Annotated in this window: 22 protein-coding genes; 20 read left to right on the top strand and 2 right to left on the bottom strand. The window is 71.4% G+C overall.

The annotated features are described in order from the left end of the window. Nucleotides 1–61 precede the first annotated feature (61 nt). Nucleotides 62–1270 (bottom strand): MFS transporter, encoded by a 1209-nt coding sequence (locus tag QOL88_RS15210; RefSeq protein ID WP_097216948.1) that lies wholly within the window; start codon nt 1268–1270, stop codon nt 62–64. A gap of 249 nt (nt 1271–1519) precedes the next feature. Between QOL88_RS15210 and QOL88_RS15205 the strand changes: the two genes are divergently transcribed. From QOL88_RS15205 to QOL88_RS15135, 15 genes are all read left to right on the top strand, one after another. Beyond that, nucleotides 1520–1765, top strand: coding sequence for a hypothetical protein (locus tag QOL88_RS15205; RefSeq protein ID WP_031111160.1), 246 nt, complete (start codon nt 1520–1522; stop codon nt 1763–1765). A gap of 12 nt (nt 1766–1777) precedes the next feature. Continuing rightward, entirely contained in the window at nt 1778–2608 is an 831-nt protein-coding gene (locus QOL88_RS15200; RefSeq protein WP_257027779.1) for a hypothetical protein, read from the top strand. Nucleotides 2609–2650: 42 nt separating this feature from the next. Continuing rightward, a complete protein-coding gene (locus QOL88_RS15195; protein ID WP_097216947.1) occupies nt 2651–3616 on the top strand; it encodes a LysR family transcriptional regulator in 966 nt (321 codons plus the stop codon). Between the two features lie 160 nt (nt 3617–3776). Continuing rightward, nucleotides 3777–4808 carry a hypothetical protein gene (locus QOL88_RS15190; protein WP_257027778.1) on the top strand — a complete coding sequence of 344 codons (1032 nt, stop codon included), beginning with the start codon at nt 3777–3779 and terminating at the stop codon, nt 4806–4808. A gap of 673 nt (nt 4809–5481) precedes the next feature. Continuing rightward, a complete protein-coding gene (locus QOL88_RS15185; RefSeq protein ID WP_097216946.1) occupies nt 5482–7674 on the top strand; it encodes a bifunctional polysaccharide deacetylase/glycosyltransferase family 2 protein in 2193 nt (730 codons plus the stop codon). Further along, nucleotides 7671–8870, top strand: a complete 1200-nt coding sequence (locus QOL88_RS15180; RefSeq protein ID WP_097216945.1) for an acyltransferase family protein — start codon at nt 7671–7673, stop codon at nt 8868–8870. Before QOL88_RS15185 ends, QOL88_RS15180 begins: the two co-directional genes overlap by 4 nt. Before the next feature lie 150 nt (nt 8871–9020). Further along, nucleotides 9021–10028 carry a hypothetical protein gene (locus tag QOL88_RS15175; protein ID WP_097216944.1) on the top strand — a complete coding sequence of 336 codons (1008 nt, stop codon included), beginning with the start codon at nt 9021–9023 and terminating at the stop codon, nt 10026–10028. Nucleotides 10029–10185: 157 nt separating this feature from the next. After that, on the top strand, nt 10186–11571 hold the full coding sequence (locus QOL88_RS15170; protein WP_097216943.1) for a nitrate/nitrite transporter: 1386 nt from the start codon (nt 10186–10188) through the stop codon (nt 11569–11571). A 117-nt stretch (nt 11572–11688) separates the two neighbouring features. Then, nucleotides 11689–12840 carry a uroporphyrinogen-III synthase gene (locus tag QOL88_RS15165; protein WP_097216942.1) on the top strand — a complete coding sequence of 384 codons (1152 nt, stop codon included), beginning with the start codon at nt 11689–11691 and terminating at the stop codon, nt 12838–12840. 911 nt (nt 12841–13751) lie between these two features. Continuing rightward, nucleotides 13752–14345 (top strand): CGNR zinc finger domain-containing protein, encoded by a 594-nt coding sequence (locus QOL88_RS15160; RefSeq protein ID WP_097216941.1) that lies wholly within the window; start codon nt 13752–13754, stop codon nt 14343–14345. 351 nt (nt 14346–14696) lie between these two features. Further along, entirely contained in the window at nt 14697–15218 is a 522-nt protein-coding gene (locus QOL88_RS15155; protein ID WP_010039908.1) for a sigma-70 family RNA polymerase sigma factor, read from the top strand. Continuing rightward, nucleotides 15218–16048, top strand: coding sequence for an anti-sigma factor family protein (locus tag QOL88_RS15150; protein WP_097216940.1), 831 nt, complete (start codon nt 15218–15220; stop codon nt 16046–16048). The genes QOL88_RS15155 and QOL88_RS15150 overlap by 1 nt, the downstream gene beginning before the upstream one ends. Before the next feature lie 126 nt (nt 16049–16174). Then, entirely contained in the window at nt 16175–18472 is a 2298-nt protein-coding gene (locus QOL88_RS15145) for a HelD family protein (RefSeq protein WP_097216939.1), read from the top strand. A gap of 332 nt (nt 18473–18804) precedes the next feature. Continuing rightward, nucleotides 18805–20238: an NAD-dependent malic enzyme gene (locus QOL88_RS15140; protein WP_097216938.1), complete on the top strand. Its 1434-nt coding sequence runs from the start codon at nt 18805–18807 to the stop codon at nt 20236–20238. Between the two features lie 341 nt (nt 20239–20579). Continuing rightward, a complete protein-coding gene (locus tag QOL88_RS15135) occupies nt 20580–20861 on the top strand; it encodes an HU family DNA-binding protein (RefSeq protein ID WP_003990598.1) in 282 nt (93 codons plus the stop codon). A gap of 146 nt (nt 20862–21007) precedes the next feature. On the opposite strand, the gene murA is transcribed toward QOL88_RS15135, so the two are convergent. Continuing rightward, nucleotides 21008–22348, bottom strand: a complete 1341-nt coding sequence (gene murA, locus QOL88_RS15130; protein WP_097216937.1) for a UDP-N-acetylglucosamine 1-carboxyvinyltransferase — start codon at nt 22346–22348, stop codon at nt 21008–21010. Between the two features lie 252 nt (nt 22349–22600). Here murA and QOL88_RS15125 point away from each other — a divergent pair, with 252 nt between their 5' ends. From QOL88_RS15125 to QOL88_RS15105, 5 genes are all read left to right on the top strand, one after another. Further along, nucleotides 22601–23173, top strand: a complete 573-nt coding sequence (locus QOL88_RS15125) for a YqgE/AlgH family protein (protein WP_179879112.1) — start codon at nt 22601–22603, stop codon at nt 23171–23173. A gap of 29 nt (nt 23174–23202) precedes the next feature. Further along, entirely contained in the window at nt 23203–23478 is a 276-nt protein-coding gene (locus tag QOL88_RS15120; protein WP_033308193.1) for a DUF3039 domain-containing protein, read from the top strand. 211 nt (nt 23479–23689) lie between these two features. Beyond that, nucleotides 23690–24988 carry an extracellular solute-binding protein gene (locus QOL88_RS15115; RefSeq protein ID WP_097216935.1) on the top strand — a complete coding sequence of 433 codons (1299 nt, stop codon included), beginning with the start codon at nt 23690–23692 and terminating at the stop codon, nt 24986–24988. A gap of 5 nt (nt 24989–24993) precedes the next feature. Further along, nucleotides 24994–25992 carry a carbohydrate ABC transporter permease gene (locus tag QOL88_RS15110; RefSeq protein WP_097223005.1) on the top strand — a complete coding sequence of 333 codons (999 nt, stop codon included), beginning with the start codon at nt 24994–24996 and terminating at the stop codon, nt 25990–25992. After that, nucleotides 25989–26834, top strand: coding sequence for a carbohydrate ABC transporter permease (locus QOL88_RS15105; protein ID WP_097216934.1), 846 nt, complete (start codon nt 25989–25991; stop codon nt 26832–26834). The genes QOL88_RS15110 and QOL88_RS15105 overlap by 4 nt, the downstream gene beginning before the upstream one ends.

Raw genomic sequence — 26834 nt, 5'->3', positions numbered from 1 at the left:
TCCCGGCGCACGAAGTCGAAGCGCTTCGACGATCGAACGTATGCGGGGGGACGTGAGGGCGTCAATGGGGTGCGAGGCACTCGGTGAAGCGATTCGAAGGTCTGCGCAGGGACAACGTCAGGGCCATGCCCGCCGCCACCACCGGGACCACGTAACCCGCCGTCGGAGAGAGGCGCTCGACCGTCCAGCCGCCGATCGCGCTGCCGCAGGCGATGCCGCCGAGCAGGCCGGTCACGGCGAGGGTCATGCCCTCGTTCAGCCTGCCCTCGGGAGTGCGCTCCTGGACCAGCGTCATGGTCGTCACCATCGTCGGGGCCGTCGCCATCCCGGCGACCAGCAGCGCGGCTGCCAGCAGCAGGAGCGAACCGGTGAGGGACGCGGCCAGCAGCGGCAGGGTCAACAGTGCCGCCATCGCCGCCACGCACCAGGGCAGCCGGGCCGCGGCCGGACCGGCGGGCTTCACGGCGCCGTACAGCAGGCCCGCCACGCAGGAGCCCGCCGCCTGGAGCGCGAGCACGATTCCGGCCGCCGACTGCCGCCCCTGCGCGTCGGCGAAGGCGAGCGTGACGACCTCCGTCGCGCCGAAGACGCCGCCCATCGCCAGGCAGACCGCGAGCAGCGGGGGGATGCCGGGGGCGCGCAGGGGCGCCCTTCCGGGTGGGTGCGCGCGGACCGGGGGCTCCGTCGCGCGCCGGGTCGTGAACAGAACCATGCCGGCCAGCAGCAGCGCCGCGCCCACGAGGGTGCCCGCCTCGGGAAAGAACGTCCCGCACAGGAAGGCCGCGAGCGCCGGGCCCAGCATGAAACACAGTTCGTCCGCCGCCTGCTCGAAGGAGTTGGCGGTGTGCAGTGCCTTCGCGTCGCCGGCCAGCAGATGTGCCCAGCGGGCCCGGGACATGCCGCCGGTGTTGGGGGTCGTGGCGGTGGCGGCGTAGGAGGCGAACAGGGTCCAGTCGGGGGCGTCGTGGCGCACGCACAGCAGCAGGGAGAGGGAGCCGAGGACGGCGATCACCGTGGCGGGCAGGGCCACACGGGCCTGGCCGTGCCGGTCGACGAGCCGGGCGGTCCACGGTGCGACCAGGGCGGTCGCCGCGAGTCCCGTCGCCGTGACGGCACCGGCGAGGGCGTAGGAGCCCCGGGTCCCGGCGATCATCATGACCGCGCTGACGCTGAACATGCCCATCGGCAGGCGGGCGAGCAGGTTCCCGGCCGTGAAGGCACGGGCGCCGGGGAGGCGGAACAGGCGGCGGTACGGGGAGAGTTGCGGCATGCGTCAACCGTCGCCCGGGGGTGATCGGGCGGTCCAACACCTGTTCCGTGCGCAGTCACGCACCTGGGTTGTGAATCGCGCGGGTGCGGCCGAAAAGGTCATGGCGAAAAAGGTTCGCTCGCTGTTCTTCATACAGGGATATGGAGATTCCTAATACTCCTCATGGCGCGTGGAAAAGATGCTCATTCGGGAAAATCCTTCACTCGTTTGCCGCGCATCCGCCGAAGTGGGGCGACGGTTAGTCGGTACATGACCGAGGCGACCAGGAAAGACGGGTGGGCGGTAACGCTCGGCCCGTACACCTACATTCCCGCTCCAGCGCACTCGTCGGCGACCGTCAACGGGACGCTCACCAGAGGGGGTTGCCCGGTCACGTTGCAGGTGACGGAGTCGCTTCTGCGGGATTTCATCGACGCCATGAGCACGCTGGAAAAGGATCTCGCACGACGGTGGATCAGTGCGACGGATTGGCCTGCTTTCGCGCTCGCGGAATAGTCGGGGCGCGCCGTGTACGACAAAGTAGAGGGCACCGGCCGGCATCGGGCTCCGGCCCGGGATTTCATCACTCCACTGACCCCGCCGGACCCGACCTGGGACCCCGCCGAGGAACTGGCGTTCATCCTCGAGGAGGCCCTCGGGGAGCAGGCGGCGAGGATCCCCGCCCCCCGCGACGAGGACCGGGCCCCGGACCCGGACCCCGCACCCGCGCCCGCCCAGGGCACCCACATGCGGCGGCTCCAGGACATCACCGAGGAACTGCCACCCGTGCGGGAGGTCCCCCGGCGGCACCGCAAGGTCCGGACCCGCAAGGCCCCGGGCGTGCTCCGCACCACCAGCTTCCTCGTCGCCGCCCTCGCGGCCGTCATCGGTCTGGCGGTGAGCCTCCTGAGCGGCATGGTCGCCTACGACCCCCTGCGCCTGGTCGCCGTGTCCCCCGCGGCGAGGGGCCTGCGCACCTGGTGGCCCCTGCTGGTGTACGGGCCCTGGCTGGTGGGTTCCCTGTCCGTCCTGCGGGCCGCGCTGCACCAGCGCCGTGCCGTGCACTCCTGGTGCGTGGTCCTGGTCTTCTCCTCCATCGCCGTCCTGCTGTGCGTCGTCCAGGCACCCCGGACGGTCCTCGGCACCGCGGCGGCCGCCCTGCCCGGCCTCGCCGCCCTGGCGTGCTTCCAGCAGGTCATCCGCCAGATCACGCTGACCAGGCCGCCGATGCGGTCGGCACCTCGGCACCGGGTGGGGCAGGCTCCGTCGGCGGACGGCCGGAAGGGGGCGGAGGGCGTGAACCACGCGGAGGTCCGGGCCGGCGAGGGAGAGACGCCCGGGAAGAAGCCCGGCTCTTGATCCTCTGATCCCCGGCGGTCCCCGCCGCTGTAGGTTCACCGCATGACCGCCCACCTCGACCCCCGACTGCTGCGTGGCTTCGTCACCGTGGCCGAGGAACTGCACTTCACACGGGCGGCGATGCGGTTGCACGTGGCTCAGCAGGCGCTCAGCCGGGACGTGCGGCGGCTGGAACGGGAGCTGGGGACCGAGCTGTTCGTGCGGACCACCCGGCAGGTGACGCTCACCCCGGACGGGGAACGGCTGCTGCCGCACGCCCGCCGGGTGCTCCACGCGCAGGACGAGCTGCTCGCCGCCTTCCACCAGGCCCGGCCGCTGCTGGTCGACCTCAACTCCCCGGGCCTGGCCACACCCCGCCGGGTGCTGCACGAGGCACGTGAACTCGCCCCTCACCAGGAGCTGATGGCCCGCTACGAGAGCGGCCTGACCGGCGCCGCCGGTGAACTGCTGGCCGGCCGGCTGGACGCGTCGTTCGGACGGTTCGCCGGGCTGGACCCGGCACTGCGGGCCGGGCTCGACCACCAGCCCGTGCGGTTCGAGCCGATGGCGGTCGTCCTGCCCGAGGACCACCGGCTGGCCGCGTGGGAGTCCGTGCCGCTCGCCGAGCTGGCCGGCGAGAGCGTCTACGCGGGCGCCGGCAACCCGCGTACGCCGGAGTGGACCGGCCTCGCGCGGCTGCTCTTCGAAGGGCGCGGCATCGAAATCGCGCCACCCGCCCCGCTGGCCATAGGAGAGGAGGAGTTCCAGCGGATCATGGCCAGAACGCGCAACCCGATCCTGGCCGTCGTGGGGTTCCCGGCGCCTGCGTCGACGGTGGTGCGGCCCCTGGTCGACCCCGTCCCTCTGTCCCCCGTTTCGCTGGTGTGGCGCAGAGGCCTGACCCACCCCGCGCTCGACGCGCTGCGCCGGGCCGCAGCCCGCCTGGCGGCGGAAATGGGGTGGCTGCGCAGGCCCGCGGGCAGCTGGACACCGGCCGGAGACGATGTCCTCATGGCGTCTCACGGCTGACACGATTCGTCACGGCGCCCACACAGAACCTGCGCGTGCGCTACATTCGACGCCTGAGCACGGTGTGGTACGAGGGGGCGTTCGGACGGGTGGGGGCCCGGTCCGACGGCGGGTGCTCAGGTCGTCAAGCGCACCTGAACCATCCCGTGGGGGGAAGTGCGTGCGCGTGAAAGAGTGGCGAGAAGACGCCCAACCCGAGTGGCCCGAGGCCGCTACGGCAACCGGAGAGCTCCGGCCGGACGGCAGAGCCCGGGACAGAAGAGCGACGCAGGTCTTCCCCGGCCGTGATGTCCGGGCGACCGGCCACGGGCTGCCCACCGGGACGGAGATACTGCGCGGCATCCCCCGCCAGAGTGACGGCGAGGCCGATTCGCGCGCCCCGGAACCGGGGAGCCGGACCGCGGTCCGCGACCCCTGGCAGGAGCGGGAGGAGGCAAGCCCGTCCGGGCACGCCCCCGAGGCGGAGGGGCACGCCCCCGAGGCGGACGGGCAAGCCCACGATCCGCACGAGGTCACGGTCCAGCTCGACGCCGTGCAGCTCGGGGAGGGCTTCCTGAGGCAGGTGAAGGAGGGCCCGGGCGCCGAGGCCGCCGCCGACCGGCCCGTCTTCGTCGACGAGTCCGGCCGCCGCAGCCGCCGCTACCGCCGCATCGGCATGGCCGTCGCCCTGGCCTGCGGGGTCTACGCCGTCGTCATCGTCGCCACGCTGCTGTCAGGCAACTCCAACGCCCCCTGGCTGCCCGTGCCGACCAAGGACGACAACCCGCCGGCCGGGCAGGTCGACAGCCCGCCGCTGACCGCCGAGTCGGCTCCGACCGAAGAGGCCGGAGAGGCCGGGGGCACCGGCGTCACCGCGCCGGGCAGCGCACCGGCGACCGGCGGGGCCACGGCACCGGCGCCCGGCCCCAGCGCCGCCGCACCCGGTGCCACGGCCGGCCCCGACCGTCCCGGCACGTCCGCCAAGCCCTCGCCGACCGCGACCCGGACCACCCCGGCGCCGGGCGGCAAGGCCACCGACCCGGCCCCGACCAAACCGGCGGACCCGCCGAGCACGCCGCCCACCGACCCGACACCGACGGGCGAGCCCACGGCCGCGCCCACGGAGACGACGGGCACCGGCGGCGACGGCGGCACCGTCGCGGAGGGCCCGGCCGAGCCGCAGCCCGTCGCCGAGACGCCCGCCGCGGCCTAGACCGCGTCGCCGTCCGGACCGCGTCGTCGCCTGAACCGCGACGCTGCCCGGACCGCGCCGCGAAGCGGCGCCCGCCGCTCCGGGCGCCGCACAAGTCCTTCCGTCCGGGCATCGCAGGATCGCCTGTTCGGTCGGGCGCAGCATCACCGTCTGTTCGACCGGGCACCGCACCACCCGCCCGTTCGGCTGGTCGGAGCACCATCGCTCATCCGGCCAGGCACCCGCTCCACCCGCCCGTCCGGCCGGGCACCGCACCACCGCCCATCCGGCCGGGCACCGCACCACCGCCCATCCGGCCGGGCACCGCACCACCGCCCATCCGGCACCGCAACCACCGTCTGTTCGACCGGGCACCGCACCATCGCCCGTCCGGCCAGACACCCGCACCATCCGCCCATCCGGCCAGGCACCCGCACCACCGCCCATCCGGCCACGGCCAAGTGCTTCCCACCGGCCCCGGCCGCCCCGGCCGGCCCTGGGAGTCCGGCTCTTCGGGCCGGCAGGGCCGCCTCTCGATCGAGGCCGGCCGCTCCGACCGACCGGTCCGCCGGTGCGACGGACGCGCAACCGCGACGTCCCCGCCGGCCGGGCCCGTTCCCACCACACCGTCCGCCCGCCCCGTCCGCCCGTCCCCGTACCACCCCATCCCGCACCACCCGGAGTACCACCACCCATGGCATCCCGTACTCGCCGTTCCGGGCGCGCGTCCCGAGCCCCTGGCGGCTCCAGGCGCCGGCGCCTGCCCATGCGTCTGTTGCTGCCCCTGCTCGTGCTCGTCGCGCTGGGGGCGATGCTCATGCTGCGCGGCTACGTGCACAGCGAGGTCCTCGCCGACCACCGCGTCGGACCGCCCACCGCGAACGACCGCGTCCCGAAGGACATCCTCAAGGGCGGCCCGGTCATCGACACCCGCGGCGGGAAGGCGACCAGCCTGGACCTCCCCGACCACGAGCTGGTGCTGACCTTCGACGACGGTCCCGACCCGATGTGGACGCCCAAGGTCCTCGACGTGCTGAAGAAGCACGACGCCCGCGCCGTCTTCTTCATCACCGGCACCATGGCCTCCCGCTACCCGGACCTCGTCCAGCGCATGGTCGACGAGGGCCACGAGATCGGGCTGCACACCTTCAACCACCCCGACCTGTCCCTGCAGAGCAAGAGCCGGGTCGACTGGGAACTGTCACAGAACCAGCTCGCCCTCGCCGGCGCCGCCGGAATCCGCACCTCGCTGTTCCGCCCGCCCTACTCGTCGTTCGCCCAGAACATGGACAACAACTCCTGGCCGGTCACCGAGTACATCGGCAGCAAGGGCTACATCACCATCGTCAACGACACCGACAGCGAGGACTGGCGCAGGCCCGGGGCCGGGCAGATCATCCGCAACGCCACGCCGAAGAACGGTCACGGCGCCATCGTGCTGATGCACGACTCCGGTGGTGACCGCTCCCAGACCGTGGCCGCCCTCGACCGGTACGTCTCCGGGCTGCAGGCCAAGGGCTACCGCTTCCACACCCTCACCGGCGCACTCGACGCCCCCAGCGCGCACACCCCGGTCGCCGGGCTGGAGTCGCTGAAGGGGGAGGCGTGGGTGTTCCTGGTGCAGGCCTCCGAGAACGTGACCGGGGTGCTCGTCGCCGGTCTCGCCGTCGTCGGCGTGCTGGTCTTCGGGCGTCTCGGGCTGATGCTGATCCTCTCCGTGGCGCACGCCCGCCGGGTGCGGCGCCGCGGCTTCCGCTGGGGCGACCCCATCACGGAACCGGTCTCCGTCCTCGTGCCCGCCTACAACGAGGCCAAGTGCATCGAGCAGACGGTCCGTTCCCTCGTCGCCAGCGACCACCCCGTCGAGGTGCTGGTCATCGACGACGGCTCCAGCGACGGCACCGCCCGCATCGTCGAGAACCTCGGCCTGCCCGGCGTACGGGTCGTCCGCCAGCTCAACGCGGGCAAGCCCGCCGCCCTCAACCGGGGCATCGCCAACGCCACGTACGACCTGATCGTGATGATGGACGGCGACACCGTCTTCGAACCGACCACCGTCCGCGAACTCGTCCAGCCCTTCGGCGACCCGCGCGTCGGCGCCGTCGCGGGCAACGCCAAGGTCGGCAACCGCGACTCGCTCATCGGCGCGTGGCAGCACATCGAGTACGTGATGGGCTTCAACCTCGACCGCCGCATGTACGACGTGCTGCGCTGCATGCCCACCATCCCCGGCGCGGTCGGGGCGTTCCGGCGCAGCGCACTGGAACGCGTCGGCGGCATGAGCGACGACACGCTCGCCGAGGACACCGACATCACCATGGCCATGCACCGGGACGGCTGGCACGTGGTGTACGCCGAGAAGGCCGTCGCCTGGACCGAGGCCCCGGAGTCCGTCCAGCAGCTGTGGTCCCAGCGCTACCGCTGGTCGTACGGCACCATGCAGGCCGTCTGGAAGCACCGCCGGTCCATCGTCGAGCGGGGCCCCTCGGGCCGCTTCGGCCGGGTGGGCATGCCGCTGGTCTCGATGTTCATGGTCGTGGCGCCGCTGCTGGCCCCGCTGATCGACGTGTTCCTGCTGTACGGGCTGGTGTTCGGCCCCACGGAGAAGACCATCGGCGCCTGGCTGGGCGTCCTCGCGGTACAAGGGGTGTGCGCGGCCTACGCGTTCCACCTGGACAAGGAACGTATGACCCACCTGATCTCACTCCCGCTCCAGCAGATCCTCTACCGCCAGCTCATGTACGTCGTGCTGCTCCAGTCCTGGATCACCGCCCTCACCGGCGGCCGGCTGCGCTGGCAGAAGCTGCGGCGCACCGGCGCGGTGGGCCTGCCCGGGGGCGGGTCCCCCGCGTCCCGGCCGCAGATGGACGGGAGGCCGGTCGGATGACCACGCACGCGACTCCCGTCACCGAGGCCGCCCCGCAGGAGCCGGCCGCCGCCAAGAAGCCCGGCCGCGACCGGTACTTCGACCTGCTGCGCGCCCTCGCCCTGTTCCGTGTCGTGCTGTACCACCTGACGGGCTGGGCCTGGCTGCCGCTGGTGTTCCCGTCCATGGGCGTGATGTTCGCGCTCGCCGGGAACCTCATGGCCCGCTCGCTGAAGCGCCCGGCCGTGCAGGTGATCCGCGGCCGGATGCGCCGGCTGCTGCCGCCGCTGTGGCTGCTCGGCGTCGTCGGCGTCACCGGCATGGTCCTCCAGGGCTGGGGCCCGGACGAGGACGGGCACCCCGGCTGGTGGCTGCTCCACCTCACCTTCTGGATCGTCCCGCTCAGCGACCCGCCCTACGCGGAGGGGCTGCCCGGCATCCACGGCTTCATCGGCGAGAACTGGGCCGCGGACCTGGCGGGCCCGCTCTGGTACATCCGCGCCTACCTCTGGTACGTCCTGCTCTCCCCGGTGCTGCTGAAGGCCCTGCGCGCCCTGCCGGTCCTCACGATCCTCATGCCGATCGCCCTGGCCGTCGCCTTCGAGCAGGGCTGGATCACGCTGCCCGGCGAGCGGATCCCCTCGGCGCTCACGGACTTCTCCACCTTCGGCGCCTGCTGGATCCTCGGCATGGCCCACCAGGAGGGCATCCTGCGGCGGCTGCCGCGCTACGTCGTGCCGTCCGTCGCACCCGTCATCGCCCTGGCCGGCCTCTGGTACGCCCTGCACCACGACTTCGGCACCGGCAACGACCTCGACAGCATGCCGCTCGCCCAGGCCCTGTGGTCCTTCGGCACGGTGATCCTGCTGCTGCACCTCAGCCCGTCCTGGACGGAGTGGCCGCGCCGGCTGCGCGCCTTCGCGGGGACGATCACGCTGCTCAACTCCCGGGCCGTGACCATCTACCTGTGGCACAACACCTGCATCCTGATCGCCGCCACCCTCTGGGACCAGCTGTGGGGCTTCCCCCTGCTGGAACAGAACGTGCCTGGGCTGCTGGAGAGCATCTGGCCGGTGCTGGTCCTGGTCTGGATCCTCATCGGCTGCTGCATCGTGGCCTTCGGCTGGGCGGAGGACCTGGCGGCCAAGCAGAGGCCGCGGTTGTGGCCGACGGGGGAGTCCCGGGCGAAAGCGCGTGGGGGCCGGAGGCGCGCCTGACCGGACCCCGGTTCGCCTGAGGGGCCCCCGTTCCGCCTGACGGGATGGGGCCCCGTTCCGCTTGACGGGACCCCGTTCCTCGGGGCTCTCCCGGTGTGGAAAACTGCCTGGGTTGCGCTTGTGAACGAAGTGACCCGGGGGAGCGGTGGGATGAGTAAGCGGCAGATGCAGAAGATGCTGCGGCTGATGGCGAGTGGGGAACCGGTCGAGCTCACCAGCCCGATGGCGTCCGTGAAGAAGCTCGCCCGGCTGGCCTTCGTCGCCCAGCAGTTCGGCTACGAGTACGCCGACGTCCGCCAGAGCAGCGGCCGCAACGGCGCGCTCACCATGCTGATCCTGCCCGACCCGAGCCCCCAGGCCCGGGCCCGGGCCGGGCAGAACTGGGCGCAGTACCCCAACGCGGCCGACGGTGTCTCCCTGCCGCCGCTCGTGCCCGACGCCTTCGAACTGCTCAAGGCCCGCATCAACTTCGACCTCACCGGCAAGAACGCCGAGAAGCGCATGGGCTACGGGGCCCTGGGCGTCACCGTCGGCTGTGTGATCCTCGCCTTCCGCTTCGGGGGGCGGTCCACCGACTTCGTCGCGGCCGGTGTGGTGTGGCTGCTGCTCATGGCGGTCTTCGGCATCGGCCTGCTGGTGACGCGCAAGCGCAACGCCAAGTTCGCGGCCCGGCTTCAGGCGGCGGGCTTCACACCGGTGCAGGACGAGACCGGGCGGTTGCGGTATCTGCCGCCGGGGGCACAGCCGCCCGGGCAGGGCAATCCGTTCGCGGGCGGGCCGTACGGCGGGGCCGTGCCGGGTCGGCCGGGTCCGGCGACGGGAACGCCGCAGCCGGCCTACGGGCAGCAGCCGCCCGGGCCGTACGCCCAGCCCGCGCCCGGGCCGTATCCAGGACAGCCCGCGCAGGCCCCGTACCCGGGTCAGCCCGCCCCGCCTCCCTACGGCGGTCAGCCCGCGCAGGCCCCGTACCCGGGTCAGCCCGCCCCGTCTCCCTACGGCGGTCAGCCCGCGCAGGCCCCGTACCCGGGTCAGCCCGCGCCCGGCCCCTATGCGGCGCAGCCCCCGGGTCCGTACGGCCAGCCGTACCACCAGCCCCAGCCGCCGCAGCCCCAGCCCCACCCCCAGCAGAATCCCCACTGGCAGCCCCCGCAGCACTGACGCGGAAACCTCCCGGAACCTCTCATCCCGCCCGAGCGCGGGGTGAGAGCAAAGTTCCCTCGCGGTCACCCGCTGCCACAGGCAGGAAACGCGCCCTCCCTACCTTCGGATCAGTCACCGGAAGTACGACCGAGTCCCGGAGCACAGTGGAGGCGTCATGACAGGCCCTGGCACGGCACCCGCACCCCCGAGCAGGGGCCGACGCTGGATCCGGCACTGGGATCCGGAGAACGAGACGTTCTGGAACGAGACCGGGGAGAAGGTCGCCCGCCGGAACCTCTTCTTCTCCGTGCTGTCCGAACACATCGGCTTCTCGATCTGGACCCTGTGGTCCGTGCTGGTGCTGTTCATGGGCCCGGAGTACGGGCTGACCCCCGCCGACAAGTTCATGCTGACCTCGATGGTCACGCTGGTCGGCGCCGTCGTCCGCGTCCCCTACACGTTCGCCGTTGCGATCTTCGGCGGGCGGAACTGGACGATCATCTCCGCGAGCCTCCTGCTGATCCCGACCATCGCCGCGTTCGCCGTGATGAAGCCCGGGACCTCCTTCTCCACGTTCCTGCTCGTCGGTCTGCTGGCCGGTGTCGGCGGCGGCAACTTCGCCTCCTCGATGACCAACATCAACGCCTTCTTCCCGCTGCGCAAGAAGGGCTGGGCCCTCGGCCTGAACGCGGGCGGCGGCAACATCGGCGTGCCGGTGATCCAGCTGGCCGCGCTCGCGATCATCGGCGCCGGCGGTGGGCCGCGCGTGCTGCTCGGGATCTACATCCCGCTGATCGTCGTGGCCGCCGTCATGGCCGCGCTGTTCATGGACAACCTGGAGAACGTCAAGAACGACACCGGTGCCGCCAAGGACGCCGCGCGGGACGCCCACACGTGGATCATGTCGATCCTCTACATCGGTACCTTCGGCTCCTTCATCGGCTACAGCTTCGCCTTCGGCCAGGTCCTGCAGAACCAGTTCGGCCGCACGCCCCTGCAGGCCGCGTACGTCACCTTCCTCGGCCCGCTGCTCGGCTCCCTCATCCGGCCCGTCGGCGGCTGGCTCGCCGACCGGTACGGCGGCGCGAAGATCAGCCTGTGGAACTACGTCGGTATGGGCGTCGCGACGGCGGTCCTGATCGGTGCCTCCATGGAGAAGTCGCTGGCGCTGTTCACCGGGGCGTTCGTGGTGCTGTTCGTGCTCAGCGGCCTCGGCAACGGCTCGACGTTCAAGATGATCCCGGGCATCTTCCAGACCAAGGCCCTGGCCAAGGGGCTGGAGGGTGAGCAGGCGGCGGCGTACGGGCGGCGGCTCTCCGGGGCCTCCATGGGCCTGATCGGCGCGGTGGGCGCGCTCGGCGGTGTCGGCATCAACCTCGCCTTCCGCCAGTCCTTCCTCTCCTACGGCTCGGGCACCGGGGCGTTCGTCGCCTTCCTCGCCTTCTACGCGGTCTGCTTCGGGGTCACCTGGGCCGTATACCTTCGTCGTACGGCTCCCCGGGTACCCGTCACCACGGCGACCTCCGAGGCGAAGCCGCAGCTCAGCTACGCCGAGGTGTGACGTAACACCAGCGACATCACGCCGATCCGGGCCTGTCACGAGCCGTTGACAGGCTCGATCGGCATGTAGGTACGCCGTACCCACGAAGTACGACGACTCGAGTGCGGGACGAGAGCCATGTACGAGGAAGAACAGCGACCGGACCACGGGCCCCTGGCGGGTTTCACCGTGGGTGTGACGGCCGCGCGCCGGGCCGATGAGCTCGGGGCGTTGCTGCAGCGACGCGGTGCCGCCGTCCTGCACGCCCCTGCCCTGCGGATCGTGCCGCTCGCCGACGACAGCGAGCTGCTGGCCGCGACGAAGGAGATCATCGAGCAGGTGCCGGACATCGTCGTGGCCACGACCGCGATCGGCTTCCGGGGCTGGGTCGAGGCCGCGGACGGCTGGGGCCTCGGGGAAGAGCTGCTGTCCCGGCTGGGCGGCGTACGGATCATGGCGCGCGGGCCGAAGGTCAAGGGCGCGGTGCGGGCCGCCGGGCTGACGGAGGAGTGGTCGCCGTCGTCGGAGTCCATGGCGGAGGTGCTGGACCGGCTGCTGGAGGAGGGTGTCGACGGTCTGCGGATCGCGATCCAGCTGCACGGTGAGCCGCTGCCCGGGTTCGTGGAGGCGCTGCGGGCGGCCGGGGCCGAGGTGCTCGGGGTGCCCGTCTACCGCTGGATGCCGCCGGAGGACATCACGCCGGTCGACCGTCTGCTGGACGCGACGGTCGCCCGGTCCCTGGACGCGGTCACCTTCACCAGTGCCCCGGCCGCGGCCTCCCTCCTCTCCCGGGCGGAGGAACGCGGACTGCTCGACGAGGTGCTGGCGGCGCTGAGCCACGACGTCCTGCCGGCCTGCGTCGGCCCGGTCACCGCCCTGCCCCTGCAGTCCCGCGGCATTGACACGATCCAGCCCGAGCGCTTCCGGCTCGGGCCTCTCGTCCAGCTCCTGTGCCAGGAACTCCCCGCGCGGGCGCGCTCCTTCCCCGTCGCCGGGCACCGCGTGGAGATCCGGGGCCACGCCGTCCTGGTCGACGGCGATCTCAGACCCGTCCCGCCCGCCGGCATGTCCCTCCTGCGCGCCCTCTCCCACCGCCCCGGCTGGGTCGTCGCCCGCGCGGACCTCCTGCGCGCCCTGCCGGGCTCCGGCCGCGACGAACACGCGGTGGAGACGGCCATGGCCCGCCTCCGCACGGCCCTCGGCACGCCGAAGCTGATCCAGACGGTGGTCAAACGCGGCTACCGCCTGGCCCTGGACCCGAGCGCGGAAACGAAGTACGCAGACGCGTGATCCCGTCCGGGGGTTGAGCCGAATTGCGACATCTTCTGCTCCGCCGTCGGCCGGGGACCCGCTTCCGGACGTCGGTGGGGAAGGCAGGGCGCGCGGTGCCTGGAGGTCCCACGGGGATGCGGTGCCGGGTGGGAGGGGTGTCCGGTGGAGGTCCGGCCGCAGGGATGGTCTCGCGGGGGTGACGTCCGACGAGAGTCCGGGCGTCGGGCGTGCCGACGCGAGTGGGGTCCTGTACGGGTATCGACGGCTGCGTGACCTCGCGGGTCGGCGCGGCGGGCCTGGCAGCCGGTGTGGAGCTCGTGTCCTGAGCGGGGCGCGCCGTGCGGGTCCGGCCGCCGGGGGCGGCTCGGCCGGGTGATGTCCGACGAGAGTCCGGCCGCCGTTGCGGTCGCCGCCCGAGTGGGGCGCCCCGGGGATCCCACCGGCGCGTGACCTCGTGGGACGTCTGTCGGGCCGAACCGGCCGTTCGACCCTGGCTCCGGCGGCCGACGCGGGGCGGCCCTCGCGGCCCCCCGGCCTGGGCGGGACGCCCCGCGCGGCCCCCCGGCCTGGGCGGGACGGCCCGCGCGGGCCCCCAGGCCCGGGAGGGACGGCGCACGCGGCCCCCCGGCCCGGGAGGGACGGCGCACGCGGCCCCCCGGCCTGGGCGGGACGCCCTGCGCGGCCCCCCGGCCCGGGAGGGACGCCCTGCGTGGACCCCCGTCCGGGCCCCCGCTCCGCTCCACGTGTGGCCGGAACGGGCATCCCGTGCCGGTGTCCGGCGCGGTCAGGTGTGCGCGAGGGGTTTTCGGCGTCGGGGCGGGCAGGCACTGTAAGAGGGAGCGGCTCACCGGCCCTCTCGGCGGTGTCCCACGCGACGCGTCTCACCGAAGCCCTCGCGACCGGGGTGAACCCTAGGCGGTGACAGGCACATGGCACTGGGTACGGCCACGGCCCCCTACGAGCTGCGGTTCGACGCCGGGCGGATCTGCCTGGACCTGCTCTCCACCACGCACCCGGAGGAACGGCTCGACTCCGTGGACGTGCTGCGCGTCTGGATCACCGGCTCCGGGCTCGTCCCCGCGGACACCGCCCTGACCCACGCCGACACCGGCTGGTTGCCGGCCTTCCGTGAACTGCGCACCCAGATCGACCGGTTGGTGCGCCGCCGGCCGAGACCCGGAGCCGCGACGTACGACCTCGCCCTCGCCCGCGTCAACGACCTGGCCCGCACCGCGCCCCCGGCCCCGCGCGCGGTCCGCGGCGAAGACGGCCAACTGCTGCGGCGGTTGGACGGACCGCCCGGCTGCGCCACCCTGCTCGCGGCCGTCGCCCGGGACGCCGTGGACCTGCTGACCGACCCCGTCGCCCGCGCGGCCCTGCGCCAGTGCGAGGGGGACAACTGCCCCATCGTGTACCTCGACACGTCCCGGGGACGCAGGAGGCGCTGGTGCTCCAGTGAGGTCTGCGGGAACCGCGAACGCGTCGCCCGGCACCGCCGTCGCGCGGCACTCGCCCGCGCGTAAACGGAATTGGGTGGTCCGTGCACTCAATTTCCCTGTCCTAAATGCTACTTCTGCGACCCCGGCGTCGAAGTGATTTCGATTACATGCCGTTTACCTACGCCACCGTAGGGAAGCCCTGGCTCGATCTTGCCGATGTGGCGGAAATGTAAAGAACGCGGGGTGGGAATGTAGCCCCATGTCCAGCTCGTCACGTCATCCCGAAGAAATCTGTCGGGTCTCTTTGAACGCCCAACCGCTCACGTCCGTACGGCATGTGGAGCGACCGACTGGGGGAACCCCCGGACATCGGAGGTGGGCGTGCGCAAGGATTCCGTCGTGGCCAATGAACGAGCACCGAGGGCCCGACATCGCATGTCCCAGCCCTCGGAACCCGACGAGGAGCTGATGCGTGCGCTCTATCGCGAACACGCCGGACCCCTGCTTGCGTATGTCCTGCGCCTGGTCGCCGGAGACCGGCAGCGCGCCGAGGACGTCGTGCAGGAGACGCTCATCCGTGCCTGGAAGAACGCCGGTCAGCTCAATCGAGCGACCGGATCGGTACGCCCCTGGCTGGTGACGGTCGCCCGGCGCATCGTCATCGACGGCCACCGCAGCCGGCAGGCCCGGCCGCAGGAGGTCGACCCGTCGCCGCTGGAGGTCATCCCCGCGGAGGACGAGATCGACAAGGCGCTGTGGCTGATGACTCTCTCGGACGCACTCGACGACCTGACCCCTGCCCACCGGGAGGTGCTCGTCGAGACGTACTTCAAGGGGCGTACCGTCAATGAGGCGGCCGAAACCCTGGGCATACCCAGCGGAACCGTCCGCTCCAGGGTGTTCTACGCCCTGCGTTCGATGAAGCTGGCACTGGAGGAGCGGGGGGTGACGGCGTGATGAGTGTTTACGGGGGTAACCAGGGATTCGGTACGGGAGGCGTGGGTATGTCTGGACCCATGCAGGAGTCCCCGGTGCCGAATGAGCACGAGACCGTCGGCGCCTACGCCCTCGGCATCCTCGACGACGCCGAGGCAACCGCTTTCGAAGCCCACCTCGCGACCTGCGAATGGTGCGCCCAGCAGCTCGACGAACTGGCCGGCATGGAGCCGATGCTCGCCGCCCTCGCCGATCTGCCCGGCTCCGGCAGCACCCCCGCGATCGGCGAGTCGCTGTCCGCGAAGCCCCGGCCGCGCCTGGTGGAGAAGCTGGTCGACGAGGTCGCCGACCGCCGCGCCCAGAAGCGCCGCCGCAGCTTCTACATGGTGGCCGCGGCCGGTGCGCTGATCATCGGCGGCCCCTTCGTCGCGGTCGCGACGAACGGCGGCGACGGCGGCAGCGGCGCGGAGAACCGCCCGCTCGCGGCGAGCCCCGCCAAGGCGGCCTTCGAGGGCATCTCCGACAAGATCACCGCCACCGACCCGAACACCAAGGTCTCCGCCACCGTCGCCCTCCAGAAGAAGGACTGGGGCACGGGCATGGTCCTGGAGCTGAAGAACGTCAAGGGCCCGCTCAAGTGCGCCCTTGTCGCGGTCGGCAAGAACGGCGAGCGCGAGACCCTGTCCTCCTGGTCCGTCCCGGAGTGGGGCTACGGCCTCCCGGACGCCAAGTCCGACAAGGCCAAGGAGCCCCTGTACGTCCAGGGCGGCGCCGCCTTCGAGCCGAACGAGATCGACCACTTCGAGGTCGTCACCTTCGACGGCAAGCGACTGGTCGAGGTCGACGCGTAGGACTGTTCGGCCGTACGGCAGGCGCCATTGGGGCAACAGGTCCCGCGCCTGCCCGCCGGCCCGTAGCTTCCAGGGGTCCCCTTCGCGTACGGTTGACGGCTGCCCAGCACGTCAGAAGGGGGCCCGGTGGCCGTTCAGGCTCAAAGACAAGACGCGGTCGGTTCGGTGCACGATTCGGTTCGTGACCGGGAGATCGGCGTCGAACAGGAACACCTGGACCGGGTGTACCGGCGCCTCGAGGAGAAGATCCACGAGGCGGAGTTCCTCATGCAGGACGCGGCCCGGCGCGGCCAGGTCGGCACCCCCGGCGCACTCGCCGAACGGGACGCCCAGGTCTTCCGCGCGGGCATTCACCTGAACCGCCTCAACAACGAGTTCGAGGACTTCCTCTTCGGCCGCATCGACCTGCTGACCGGCAAGGACGGCAAGAAGGGCCCCGACGGGGCGTACACCGCCGTCGAGCCGGCGGAGGGGGCCGTACGCCCCGACAACACCGCCGACATCGCCGAGACCCTGCACATCGGCCGCATCGGCGTCCTCGACCAGGACTACACGCCGCTGGTCATCGACTGGCGGGCCCCGGCCGCCGCCCCCTTCTACCGCTCCACCCCGGTCGACCCCGGCCGGGTCGTCCGGCGCCGCGTCATCCGCTCCAAGGGCCGCCAGGTGCTGGGCGTCGAGGACGACCTGATGCGCCCCGAGCTCACGGCGTACCTCGACGGCGGCGAGCTGCCGGTCATCGGCGACGGCGCCCTGATGGCCGCGCTCGGCCAGGCCCGCAGCCACACCATGCGCGACATCGTCGCCTCCATCCAGGCCGAGCAGGACCTGGTCATCCGCGCCCCCGCCGCCTCCGTGACCTACGTCGAGGGCGGCCCGGGCACGGGCAAGACCGCCGTCGCCCTGCACCGCGCCGCCTACCTCCTCTACCAGGACCGGCGCCGCTACGCGGGCGGCATCCTGATCGTCTCGCCCACCCCGCTGCTCGTCGCCTACACCGAGGGCGTGCTGCCCTCCCTCGGCGAGGAGGGCCAGGTCGCCATCCGCGCCATCGGCTCCCTGGTCGAGGGCAGCGAGGCCACGCTCTACGACTCCCCGTCCGTGGCCCGCGCCAAGGGCTCCTCCCGCATGCTCAAGGTGCTGCGGAAGGCCGCGCGCGGGGCCCTGGAGCTGAACGATCCGCCGGCCCGGCTGCGCGTGGTCGCCTTCGGACGCCGCCTGGAGCTGGAGGCGCGGGAGCTGGACGGCATCCGCCGCTCCGCCCTCGGCGGCACCGCCCCCGTGAACCTGCTGCGCCCGCGCGCCCGCAAGCTCCTCCTGGACGCCCTGTGGGAGCAGTCCGGCGCGGCCGGCCGGCACTCCGACCCCGAACTCGCGGCCGAGCTGCGCTCCTCCTTCGACGAGGACATCACCTCCGAGGACGCCTTCATCGCCTTCCTCGACGCCTGGTGGCCGGAGCTGACCCCGGCGGCCGTCCTGGACGCCATGGCCGACGAACGGCGCCTCGGCCGCTGGGCCCGGCGGATCCTCAACCCCGGCGAGGTCCGCAAGGTCGCCCGCTCGCTCAGGCGCGAGGGCCGCACGGTGCACGACATCGCCCTGCTCGACGAGCTGCAAGCCGTCCTCGGCGCCCCGGCCCGCCCCCGCCGCAAGCGCGAACTCGACCCGCTCGACCAGCTCACCGGCCTGGAGGAGCTGATGCCGGTGCGCGAGGAGTCGCAGCGCGAGCGCGCCGAACGACTCGCGCAGGAACGCGTCGAGTACGCCCACGTCATCGTCGACGAGGCCCAGGACCTCACCCCGATGCAGTGGCGCATGGTCGGCCGCCGCGGCCGGCACGCCACCTGGACGGTCGTCGGCGACCCGGCCCAGTCCTCCTGGTCCGACCCGGACGAGGCCGCCGAGGCCCGCGACGAGGCACTCGGCACCCGCCCCCGCCGCCGCTTCGAGCTCACGGTGAACTACCGCAACCCGGCCGAGATCGCCGAGCTGGCCTCGAAGGTCCTCTCCCTCGCCATGCCCGGTTCCGTGTCGCCGAAGGCGGTCCGCTCCACCGGCGTCGAACCCCGCTTCACCGTCGTGGAGGACAGCCTGGGCGCCACCGTCCGCGACGAGGCGGCCCGGCTGCTGGAGCGCGTCGACGGCACGGTCGGCGTGGTCGTCGCCATGCAGCGCCGCGAGGAGGCGCGCCGCTGGCTCGCCGGTCTCGGCGACCGGGTCGTGGCCCTCGGCAGCCTGGAGGCCAAGGGCCTGGAGTACGACGCGACGGTGGTGGTCTCCCCGGCGGAGATCGCCGACGAGTCCCCGGCCGGCCTGCGCGTCCTCTACGTCGCGCTGACCCGGGCCACCCAGCAGCTCACGGTCGTCTCGGCCGACCGGGACGAGCCCGACGCGGCGGGAGTTCCGGACCTGCTCAGAGATTGAGGCCCGATACCCACTTACCGGCGAAATGAACTACCGGTACGGGAATGGCCTTACGGGATCTGTTTGTTAGCCTGGTTGTGGCACCGGCTCGATCCAAGCCCCCGGGCCCAACCTTCGTCGCTACGAGCGACCACTTGCCGCGAGGCGAGCATGGCGGGCCGGTGCCACCTAACCGGAGAAGAAACCCACGTCCACGTGACGTGGGTCTCTTTTTGCTGCCCCATTCCGCGAACAAAACGTTCGCAATCGAGGGCGGCTACCTGCTACTCAGCGGTAGGTGCGACGATCGGACGGCACAACTCAGGCTCAGGTGAAAGCAGAGGAAGTCGGCCATGGCAACGGCGCCCAGCGTCTCCTACTCGATGACGGTCCGGCTGGAGGTGCCCGCGAGCGGAACCGCCGTCTCGCAGCTCACCACCGCCGTGGAGTCCTCCGGAGGCTCGGTGACCGGCCTCGACGTCACCGCATCCGGTCACGAGAAGCTCCGTATCGACGTCACCATCGCGGCCACGTCGACCGCGCACGCCGACGAGATCGTGGAGGAACTCCGCGGCATCGAGGGCGTCACGCTGGGCAAGGTCTCGGACCGGACCTTCCTCATGCACCTCGGCGGCAAGATCGAGATGGCGTCCAAGCACCCCATCCGCAACCGTGACGACCTGTCCATGGTCTACACGCCGGGCGTCGCCCGCGTGTGCATGGCGATCGCCGAGAACCCCGAGGACGCCCGCCGCCTCACCATCAAGCGCAACTCCGTTGCGGTCGTGACGGACGGCTCCGCCGTGCTGGGCCTGGGCAACATCGGCCCCAAGGCCGCGCTGCCCGTCATGGAGGGCAAGGCGGCCCTCTTCAAGCGGTTCGCCGGCATCGACGCCTGGCCGATCTGCCTCGACACCCAGGACACCGACGCGATCGTCGAGATCGTCAAGGCGATCGCCCCGGGCTTCGCGGGCATCAACCTCGAGGACATCTCCGCCCCGCGCTGTTTCGAGATCGAGGCCCGGCTGCGCGAGGCCCTCGACATCCCCGTCTTCCACGACGACCAGCACGGCACCGCGATCGTCGTCCTCGCCGCCCTGACGAACGCGCTTCGCGTCACCGGCAAGGCGATCGAGAACATCCGCGTCGTCATGTCCGGCGCCGGCGCGGCCGGTACGGCCATCCTGAAGCTGCTGCTCGCCGCGGGCGTCAAGAACGCCGTCGTCGCCGACATCCACGGTGTCGTGCACGCCGGCCGCGAGGACCTGGTGGACGCCGCCCCGGACTCGGCGCTGCGCTGGATCGCCGACAACACCAACCCCGAGGGCCTCACGGGCACCCTCAAGGAGGCCGTGCGCGGCGCCGACGTCTTCATCGGCGTCTCCGCCCCGAACGTCCTCGACGGCGACGACGTGGCCGCCATGGCCGACGGCGCCATCGTGTTCGCGCTTGCGAACCCCGACCCGGAGGTCGACCCGGCGATCGCCCGCCAGACCGCGGCCGTTGTCGCGACCGGCCGCTCGGACTTCCCGAACCAGATCAACAACGTGCTGGTCTTCCCGGGTGTCTTCCGCGGTCTGCTGGACGCGCAGTCCCGGACGGTCAACACCGAGATGATGCTGGCCGCCGCGACGGCCCTCGCGGACGTGGTGACCGAGGACGAGCTGAACCCGAACTACATCATCCCGAGCGTCTTCAACGACAAGGTCGCGGGCGCGGTCGCCGGCGCCGTGCGGGAGGCCGCCAAGGCGGTCGGTGCGTCGGCGGGCAGCCCGTCCGGCGTCTGAGGCCGAGGCCGTCCGGGCCGCTGCGGGGGCCCGGACGGCGCAGTCTTCCCGGACTGTGAGTAACCCCACGGCAGCCTGGAACCCGGCGCGTCGCAAGAACCCTGTCAGCAGCGGAGCTATCGTGGCGCAAGGCTCAAGCCCTCTATTCGTGTGACTCCCCAAGGGTGTTCTCACGACTCCAGCGGGTGCCGGATTGGCTTTCCCGCCGCAGGTAGGGGCAGGATGCGTCTCTGGGCGCGAGGGTCTGACGACGGACCCGGGTCCGGGGACTCATCGAGGACCCTGGCAGCATCGGCTTCGATCTGACGCCTCAACGGCAAGATGAACACGGGAGTAACAACATGAACCGCAGTGAGCTGGTGGCCGCGCTGGCCGACCGCGCCGAGGTGACTCGCAAGGACGCCGACGCCGTGCTGGCCGCTTTCGCCGACGTGGTCGGCGACATCGTCTCCAAGGGCGACGAGAAGGTCACCATCCCCGGCTTCCTGACCTTCGAGCGCACGCACCGTGCCGCTCGCACCGCCCGCAACCCGCAGACCGGCGAGCCCATCCAGATCCCCGCCGGCTACAGCGTGAAGGTCTCCGCGGGCTCGAAGCTCAAGGAAGCGGCCAAGGGTAAGTAACCCTGCCGTTCGTACGCCGACGGTGTACGAACCCAGTGAGTGACATCAAAGGGGCGGCCACCCGAACCGGGTGGCCGCCCCTTTGGCGTCATTGCGAGCGCGACTGGCCGAGTGCCTTGCCCGGCAGCTCGACCTTCGCGCCCGGTCTAGCCGAGCGCCTTGCCCGGCAGCTCCACCTTCGCGCCGAGCTCCATGAGTTTCTCCATGAAGTTCTCGTAGCCGCGGTTGATCAGACCGATGCCGTGGACGCGGGACGTGCCCTGGGCCGCCAGGGCCGCGATCAGGTACGAGAAGCCGCCGCGGAGGTCGGGGATGACCAGGTCCGCGCCCTGGAGCTTCGTCGGGCCCGAGACGACGGCCGAGTGCAGGAAGTTGCGCTGGCCGAAGCGGCAGTTCGAGCCGCCCAGGCACTCGCGGTAGAGCTGGATGTGCGCGCCCATCTGGTTCAGCGCGGACGTGAAGCCGAGGCGGGACTCGTAGACCGTCTCGTGGATGATGGACAGGCCCGTGGCCTGGGTCAGGGCCACGACCAGCGGCTGCTGCCAGTCCGTCTGGAAGCCGGGGTGCACGTCCGTCTCCAGCGCGATGGACTTCAGCTGGCCGCCGGGGTGCCAGAAGCGGATGCCCTCGTCGTCGATCTCGAAGGCACCGCCCACCTTCCGGTAGGTGTTCAGGAACGTCATCATCGAGCGCTGCTGCGCGCCGCGGACGACGATGTCGCCCTCGGTCGCCAGCGCCGCCGACGCCCAGGACGCGGCCTCCAGGCGGTCCGGGAGGGCGCGGTGGTTGTAGCCGCCGAGCTGGTCCACACCGGTGATGCGGATCGTCCGGTCGGTGTCCATCGCGATGATCGCGCCCATCTTCTGCAGCACGCAGATGAGGTCCTCGATCTCCGGCTCGACGGCCGCGTTGGACAGCTCCGTGACGCCCTCCGCGAGGACGGCCGTCAGCAGCACCTGCTCGGTGGCGCCGACGGACGGGTACGGCAGCGCGATCTTCGTACCGCGCAGCCGCCGGGGCGCCTCCAGGTACTGGCCGTCCTCCCGCTTCTCGATCTTCGCGCCGAACTGCCGCAGCACCTCGAAGTGGAAGTCGATGGGCCGGCCGCCGATGTCGCAGCCGCCGAGGCCGGGGATGAACGCGTGGCCGAGGCGGTGCAGCAGCGGGCCGCAGAACAGGATCGGGATACGGCTCGAACCCGCGTGGGCATCGATGTCAGCGACGTTGGCGCTCTCCACGCGCGTCGGATCCATCACCAGTTCGCCGGGCTCGTCACCCGGACGGACCGTCACGCCGTGCAGCTGCAGCAGACCCCGTACGACTCGAACGTCGCGGATGTCCGGAACATTGCGCAGCCGGCTCGGAGCGCTGCCCAGCAGCGCTGCGACCATGGCCTTCGGTACGAGGTTCTTCGCACCGCGGACACGGATCTCGCCCTCCAGCGGGGTTCCGCCGTGGACAAGCAGGACATCGTCGTTGACGGTCATGAATCTCGCGTTCCATGGAGTCGGGCAGGGGCCAGGAGGGAAAGGGTAATCGCCCACCACCCCCCTTCTGTAAGCCTGAGTGAGACCCAGCCACGTCATAGCTCTGTCACAACACGAACGGTTCCGTGCCGGGCACATGGGGTCACGGCCGGTTTCGTGCGCGTGGGGCGCATCAGTGCGCCCTGAGCTGCGTTCCCTGCCTGTCCCGCATTGCCTCCCCACGCGGAGGGAGAATGCGGGATCATGTCTGCCATGACCGAGGTGTCCTCGCTCACAGGGCGGTTGCTCGTGGCCACCCCCGCCCTGGCGGACCCGAACTTCGACCGCGCGGTGGTGCTGCTCCTCGACCACGACGAGGAGGGCTCCCTCGGCGTCGTCCTCAACCGCCCGACCCCGGTGGACGTGGGCGACATCCTGGAGGGCTGGGGGGATCTCGCCGTGGAACCGGGTGTCGTGTTCCAGGGCGGCCCGGTGTCGCTGGACTCCGCCCTCGGGGTCGCGGTCGTCCCCGGCGGCGCGACGGGTGAGGCCGCCCCGCTGGGCTGGCGCCGGGTGCACGGCGCGATCGGTCTGGTCGATCTGGAGGCCCCGCCGGAGCTGCTGGCCTCCGCCCTCGGCTCCCTGCGCATCTTCGCCGGGTACGCCGGCTGGGGCCCGGGCCAGCTGGAGGACGAGCTGGTGGACGGCGCGTGGTACGTCGTCGAGTCGGAGCCCGGCGACGTCTCGTCCCCGTCCCCCGAGCGGCTCTGGCGCGAGGTGCTGCGCCGCCAGCGCGGCGAGCTGGCGATGGTGGCGACGTACCCGGAGGACCCTTCGCTCAACTGATGCCTGTGAGCTTCAGTACCCTTGGCCCTATGAGCACTCTCGAGCCCGAGCGCGGGACTGGTACGGGGACCCTCGTTGAGCCGACGCCGCAGACCTCGCATGGTGACGGTGACCACGAGCGCTTCGCCCATTACGTCCAGAAGGACAAGATCATGGCGAGCGCCCTCGACGGCACCCCCGTCGTGGCGCTGTGCGGCAAGGTGTGGGTGCCGGGCCGCGACCCGAAGAAGTACCCCGTGTGTCCCATGTGCAAGGAGATCTACGAGTCCATGAGCTCCGGCGACGACGACAAGGGCGACAAGTAAGCCCGACCCGCGGGGCGTGAGGCCTCCAGGGCGCGTTTTGCGCGCCCTGGAGGCTTTTGTGCTGTCCGGGCGTTGCGCAGGGTGCGTCTGCCGGTCACAGAGTGGTTGAGACCTCTTGTGGGCGTGTTCATGAAGTCCCTAGCCTCCGAAGTGTTGTGCACAGCGAAACCTTCATTGCGTATGTTGCAACACTCCCTCGGAGGAGCACTCCATGAAGCTGTCCGTCCGTTGTGCCGGGCTCACCGCGCTCGCCGCTCTCCTGGCCACCGCCTGCGCGCCCCAGACCTCCTCGAACTCCTCCTCCGACAAGGACGAGAAGACCGGCACGCTGCGCGTGTGGCTCTTCCAGGAGGTCGGCAACGCCCCCAAGCAGAAGGTCGTCGACTCCGTCGTCGCCGGCTTCGAGAAGGACCACAAGGGCACGAAGGTCGACGTCGAGTACATCCCGATCGACACCCGCGCCCAGCGCGTCAAGGCCGCCTTCAACGACCCCGCCTCCGCGCCCGACGTGATGGAGTACGGCAACACCGACACGGCCGGCTATGTGAAGGACGGCGGACTCCTCGACGTCACGAAGGAGTTCGGCGACTGGGCCGAGGCGAAGGACACCGACCCGACGGCGAAGCAGTCGGTGACGGTGGACGGCAGGCTCTACGGCGCCCCCTTCTACGTCGGCGTCCGCGCCCTGTACTACCGCACGGACGTCTTCAAGGAGCTCGGCCTGTCCGTCCCGAGGACGATGGACGAACTCGCCTCCACCGCCCGCGCGATACGCGCCGCCAAGCCCGAGCTGTACGGGCTGGTGGTCGGCGGAGCCTACATCTACGGCGCGATGCCGTTCGTCTGGGCCAACGGCGGTGAACTCGCGAGCGGCAAGAGCGGCTCGTACGCGTCCGGCATCGACAGCCCTCAGGCCCGCAAGGGCATCAAGGCGTACACGTCCCTCTTCGGCGACGACAACTGCCCGGCCGCCAAGTGCGCGGGCATGGGCGGCAACGACACGATCTCCGCGTTCGCCGCGGGCAAGGCGGGCATGGCGATCGGCGGCGACTTCAGCCACACCGCCGTCGAGGCCGGCAAGGTCAAGGGCGACTACGCCGTCGTCCCGCTGCCGGGTGTGACGTCCGGCTCGATCGCCCCGGCCTTCGCGGGCGGCAACAACATCGGTGTCCTGAAGAGCACGTCCCATCGCACGCTCGCCGTGCGGCTGATGGAGCAGCTCGCCTCGAAGAAGACGCAGGGCGAACTCTTCGACGCGATGGGCTTCCTGCCGACCTTCACCGACGTCCGCCAGCAGGTCGCGCGGCAGGAGCCGTTCGTGAAGCCCTTCGTGCGGACCCTGTCCGCCGGCACCAGGTTCGTCCCCGCGTCGCCCGCCTGGGCCCAGATCGACTCCTCCCTCGTCCTGCCGACGATGTTCCAGGAGGTCATCAGCGGCAAGAAGGACGTCGCGAAGGCCTCTGACGACGCCGCGCAGAAGATGAACGACGCGTTCGGCTCCGCCGGGTGAAGCCGATGAACGACCGCGGCTTCGTGAAAACCCCGGTGGCCGCCGCGGCGCCGGCCGTGCCGGCCCCCCGGCCCCCGCGTGAGGCCGCCGACGCACCGGGCCGCCGCACCGCACGCGGGGCCGCCCGCCGCACCGGCGGCTGGACGCCCTGGCTGTATCTCGCGCCCGCGCTCGTCGTGCTGGGCGGGCTGCTCGTCTACCCGATCTACCAGCTCGGGCTGATCTCCCTCTTCCAGTACACGCAGGCACAGGTCAGCGGCGGGGAACCGGCCACCTTCGAGGGTTTCGGGAACTACGCCGCACTGTTCGGGGACCCGCAGTTCTGGCAGGTGCTGCTCGCCACCGTGCTGTTCGCGGCGGCCTGTGTCGTCTCCACGCTCGCGGTCGGCTGCGCCCTGGCCGTCCTCCTCACCCGTGTCCGGGCCGTACCGCGGCTCGCGTTGATGCTGGCCGCCCTGGGCGCGTGGGCGACCCCGGCCGTGACCGGCTCCACGGTGTGGCTGTTCCTCTTCGACCCCGACTTCGGCCCGGTCAACCGCATGCTGGGCCTCGGCGACCACTCGTGGACCTACGGCCGTCTCAGCGCCTTCTTCCTGGTGCTGCTCGAAGTGGTGTGGTGCTCCTTCCCGTTCGTGATGGTGACCGTGTACGCGGGGATCCGCGCCGTACCCGGCGAAGTGCTGGAGGCCGCCTCTCTCGACGGCGCCTCGCAGTGGCGCATCTGGCGTTCCGTACTCGCCCCGATGCTCCGGCCGATCCTGGTCGTCGTCACCATCCAGTCGGTCATCTGGGACTTCAAGGTCTTCACGCAGATCTACGTCATGACGGGCGGCGGCGGGATCGCCGGCCAGAACCTCGTGCTGAACGTCTACGCCTACCAGCAGGCCTTCGCGTCCTCGCAGTACGGCCTGGGCTCCGCGATCGGCATCGTGACGCTGCTGATCCTGCTCGCCGTCACGCTGGTCTACCTGCGGCTGCTGCGCCGTCAGGGGGAGGAACTGTGAACCTTCCACGCGCTCGAGTGCGCCGCCCGGGCCGGCTGGCCGCCGAGGCCTCCGCCCTGCTGATCGCGATCGTCGTGGCCTTCCCCCTGTACTGGATGGTGCTCAGCGCCTTCAAACCGGCCGGGGAGATCGAGTCCGGCGAACCCAGGCCGTGGACGCTCGCGCCCTCCCTGGATTCCTTCCGGCGCGTCTTCGGGCAGCAGGAATTCGGCCGCTACTTCCTCAACAGCCTCGTCGTCGCGGGCTGCGTCGTGATCGCCTCCGGGCTGATCGCGTTTCTCGCCGCGACCGCCGTCACGCGATTCCGGTTCCGCCTGCGGACCACCCTTCTGATCATGTTTCTGGTGGCCCAGATGGTGCCCGTGGAGGCCCTCACGATCCCCTTGTTCTTCCTCATGCGGGACGCCGGCCTGCTGAACGCGCTGAGCTCGCTGATCCTGCCCCACATCGCCTTCTCGCTGCCCTTCGCGATCTGGATGCTGCGGGGGTTCGTGAAAGCCGTCCCGGAGGCGCTGGAGGAGGCCGCGTACATCGACGGGGCGAGCCGCGCGCGATTCCTCTGGCAGATCCTCTTCCCCCTCGTCCTGCCGGGGCTCTTGGCCACCAGCGTGTTTTCGTTCATCTCCGCCTGGAACGACTTCCTGTTCGCCAAGTCGTTCATCATCAGCGACACCGCGCAGTCGACGCTGCCGATGGCCCTCCTCGTCTTCTACAAGCCCGACGACCCGGACTGGGGCGGAGTCATGGCCGCCTCCACGGTCATGACGATCCCGGTCCTGGTCTTCTTCGTACTCGTACAGCGGCGCCTGGTCTCCGGACTGGGCGGAGCGGTGAAGGACTGA

The organism is Streptomyces sp. Ag82_O1-12 (assembly GCF_900182715.1).
Taxonomy (GTDB): Bacteria; Actinomycetota; Actinomycetes; order Streptomycetales; family Streptomycetaceae; genus Streptomyces; species Streptomyces massasporeus.
The sequence above is the reverse complement of the archived record's forward strand: the minus strand, read 5'-3'. Positions and strand labels throughout refer to the sequence as shown.

Excerpts from the sequence above, each read along its gene's own strand:
- QOL88_RS15210 (WP_097216948.1), bottom strand. The coding sequence starts at position 1,270 with ATGCCGCAACTCTCCCCGTACCGCCGCCTGTTCCGCCTCCCCGGCGCC.
- QOL88_RS15205 (WP_031111160.1), top strand. The coding sequence starts at position 1,520 with ATGACCGAGGCGACCAGGAAAGACGGGTGGGCGGTAACGCTCGGCCCG.
- QOL88_RS15195 (WP_097216947.1), top strand. The coding sequence starts at position 2,651 with ATGACCGCCCACCTCGACCCCCGACTGCTGCGTGGCTTCGTCACCGTG.
- QOL88_RS15185 (WP_097216946.1), top strand. The coding sequence starts at position 5,482 with ATGGCATCCCGTACTCGCCGTTCCGGGCGCGCGTCCCGAGCCCCTGGC.
- QOL88_RS15180 (WP_097216945.1), top strand. The coding sequence starts at position 7,671 with ATGACCACGCACGCGACTCCCGTCACCGAGGCCGCCCCGCAGGAGCCG.
- QOL88_RS15175 (WP_097216944.1), top strand. The coding sequence starts at position 9,021 with ATGAGTAAGCGGCAGATGCAGAAGATGCTGCGGCTGATGGCGAGTGGG.
- QOL88_RS15170 (WP_097216943.1), top strand. The coding sequence starts at position 10,186 with ATGACAGGCCCTGGCACGGCACCCGCACCCCCGAGCAGGGGCCGACGC.
- QOL88_RS15165 (WP_097216942.1), top strand. The coding sequence starts at position 11,689 with ATGTACGAGGAAGAACAGCGACCGGACCACGGGCCCCTGGCGGGTTTC.
- QOL88_RS15160 (WP_097216941.1), top strand. The coding sequence starts at position 13,752 with ATGGCACTGGGTACGGCCACGGCCCCCTACGAGCTGCGGTTCGACGCC.
- QOL88_RS15155 (WP_010039908.1), top strand. The coding sequence starts at position 14,697 with ATGTCCCAGCCCTCGGAACCCGACGAGGAGCTGATGCGTGCGCTCTAT.
- QOL88_RS15150 (WP_097216940.1), top strand. The coding sequence starts at position 15,218 with ATGAGTGTTTACGGGGGTAACCAGGGATTCGGTACGGGAGGCGTGGGT.
- QOL88_RS15140 (WP_097216938.1), top strand. The coding sequence starts at position 18,805 with ATGGCAACGGCGCCCAGCGTCTCCTACTCGATGACGGTCCGGCTGGAG.
- QOL88_RS15135 (WP_003990598.1), top strand. The coding sequence starts at position 20,580 with ATGAACCGCAGTGAGCTGGTGGCCGCGCTGGCCGACCGCGCCGAGGTG.
- murA (WP_097216937.1), bottom strand. The coding sequence starts at position 22,348 with ATGACCGTCAACGACGATGTCCTGCTTGTCCACGGCGGAACCCCGCTG.
- QOL88_RS15125 (WP_179879112.1), top strand. The coding sequence starts at position 22,601 with ATGACCGAGGTGTCCTCGCTCACAGGGCGGTTGCTCGTGGCCACCCCC.
- QOL88_RS15120 (WP_033308193.1), top strand. The coding sequence starts at position 23,203 with ATGAGCACTCTCGAGCCCGAGCGCGGGACTGGTACGGGGACCCTCGTT.
- QOL88_RS15115 (WP_097216935.1), top strand. The coding sequence starts at position 23,690 with ATGAAGCTGTCCGTCCGTTGTGCCGGGCTCACCGCGCTCGCCGCTCTC.
- QOL88_RS15110 (WP_097223005.1), top strand. The coding sequence starts at position 24,994 with ATGAACGACCGCGGCTTCGTGAAAACCCCGGTGGCCGCCGCGGCGCCG.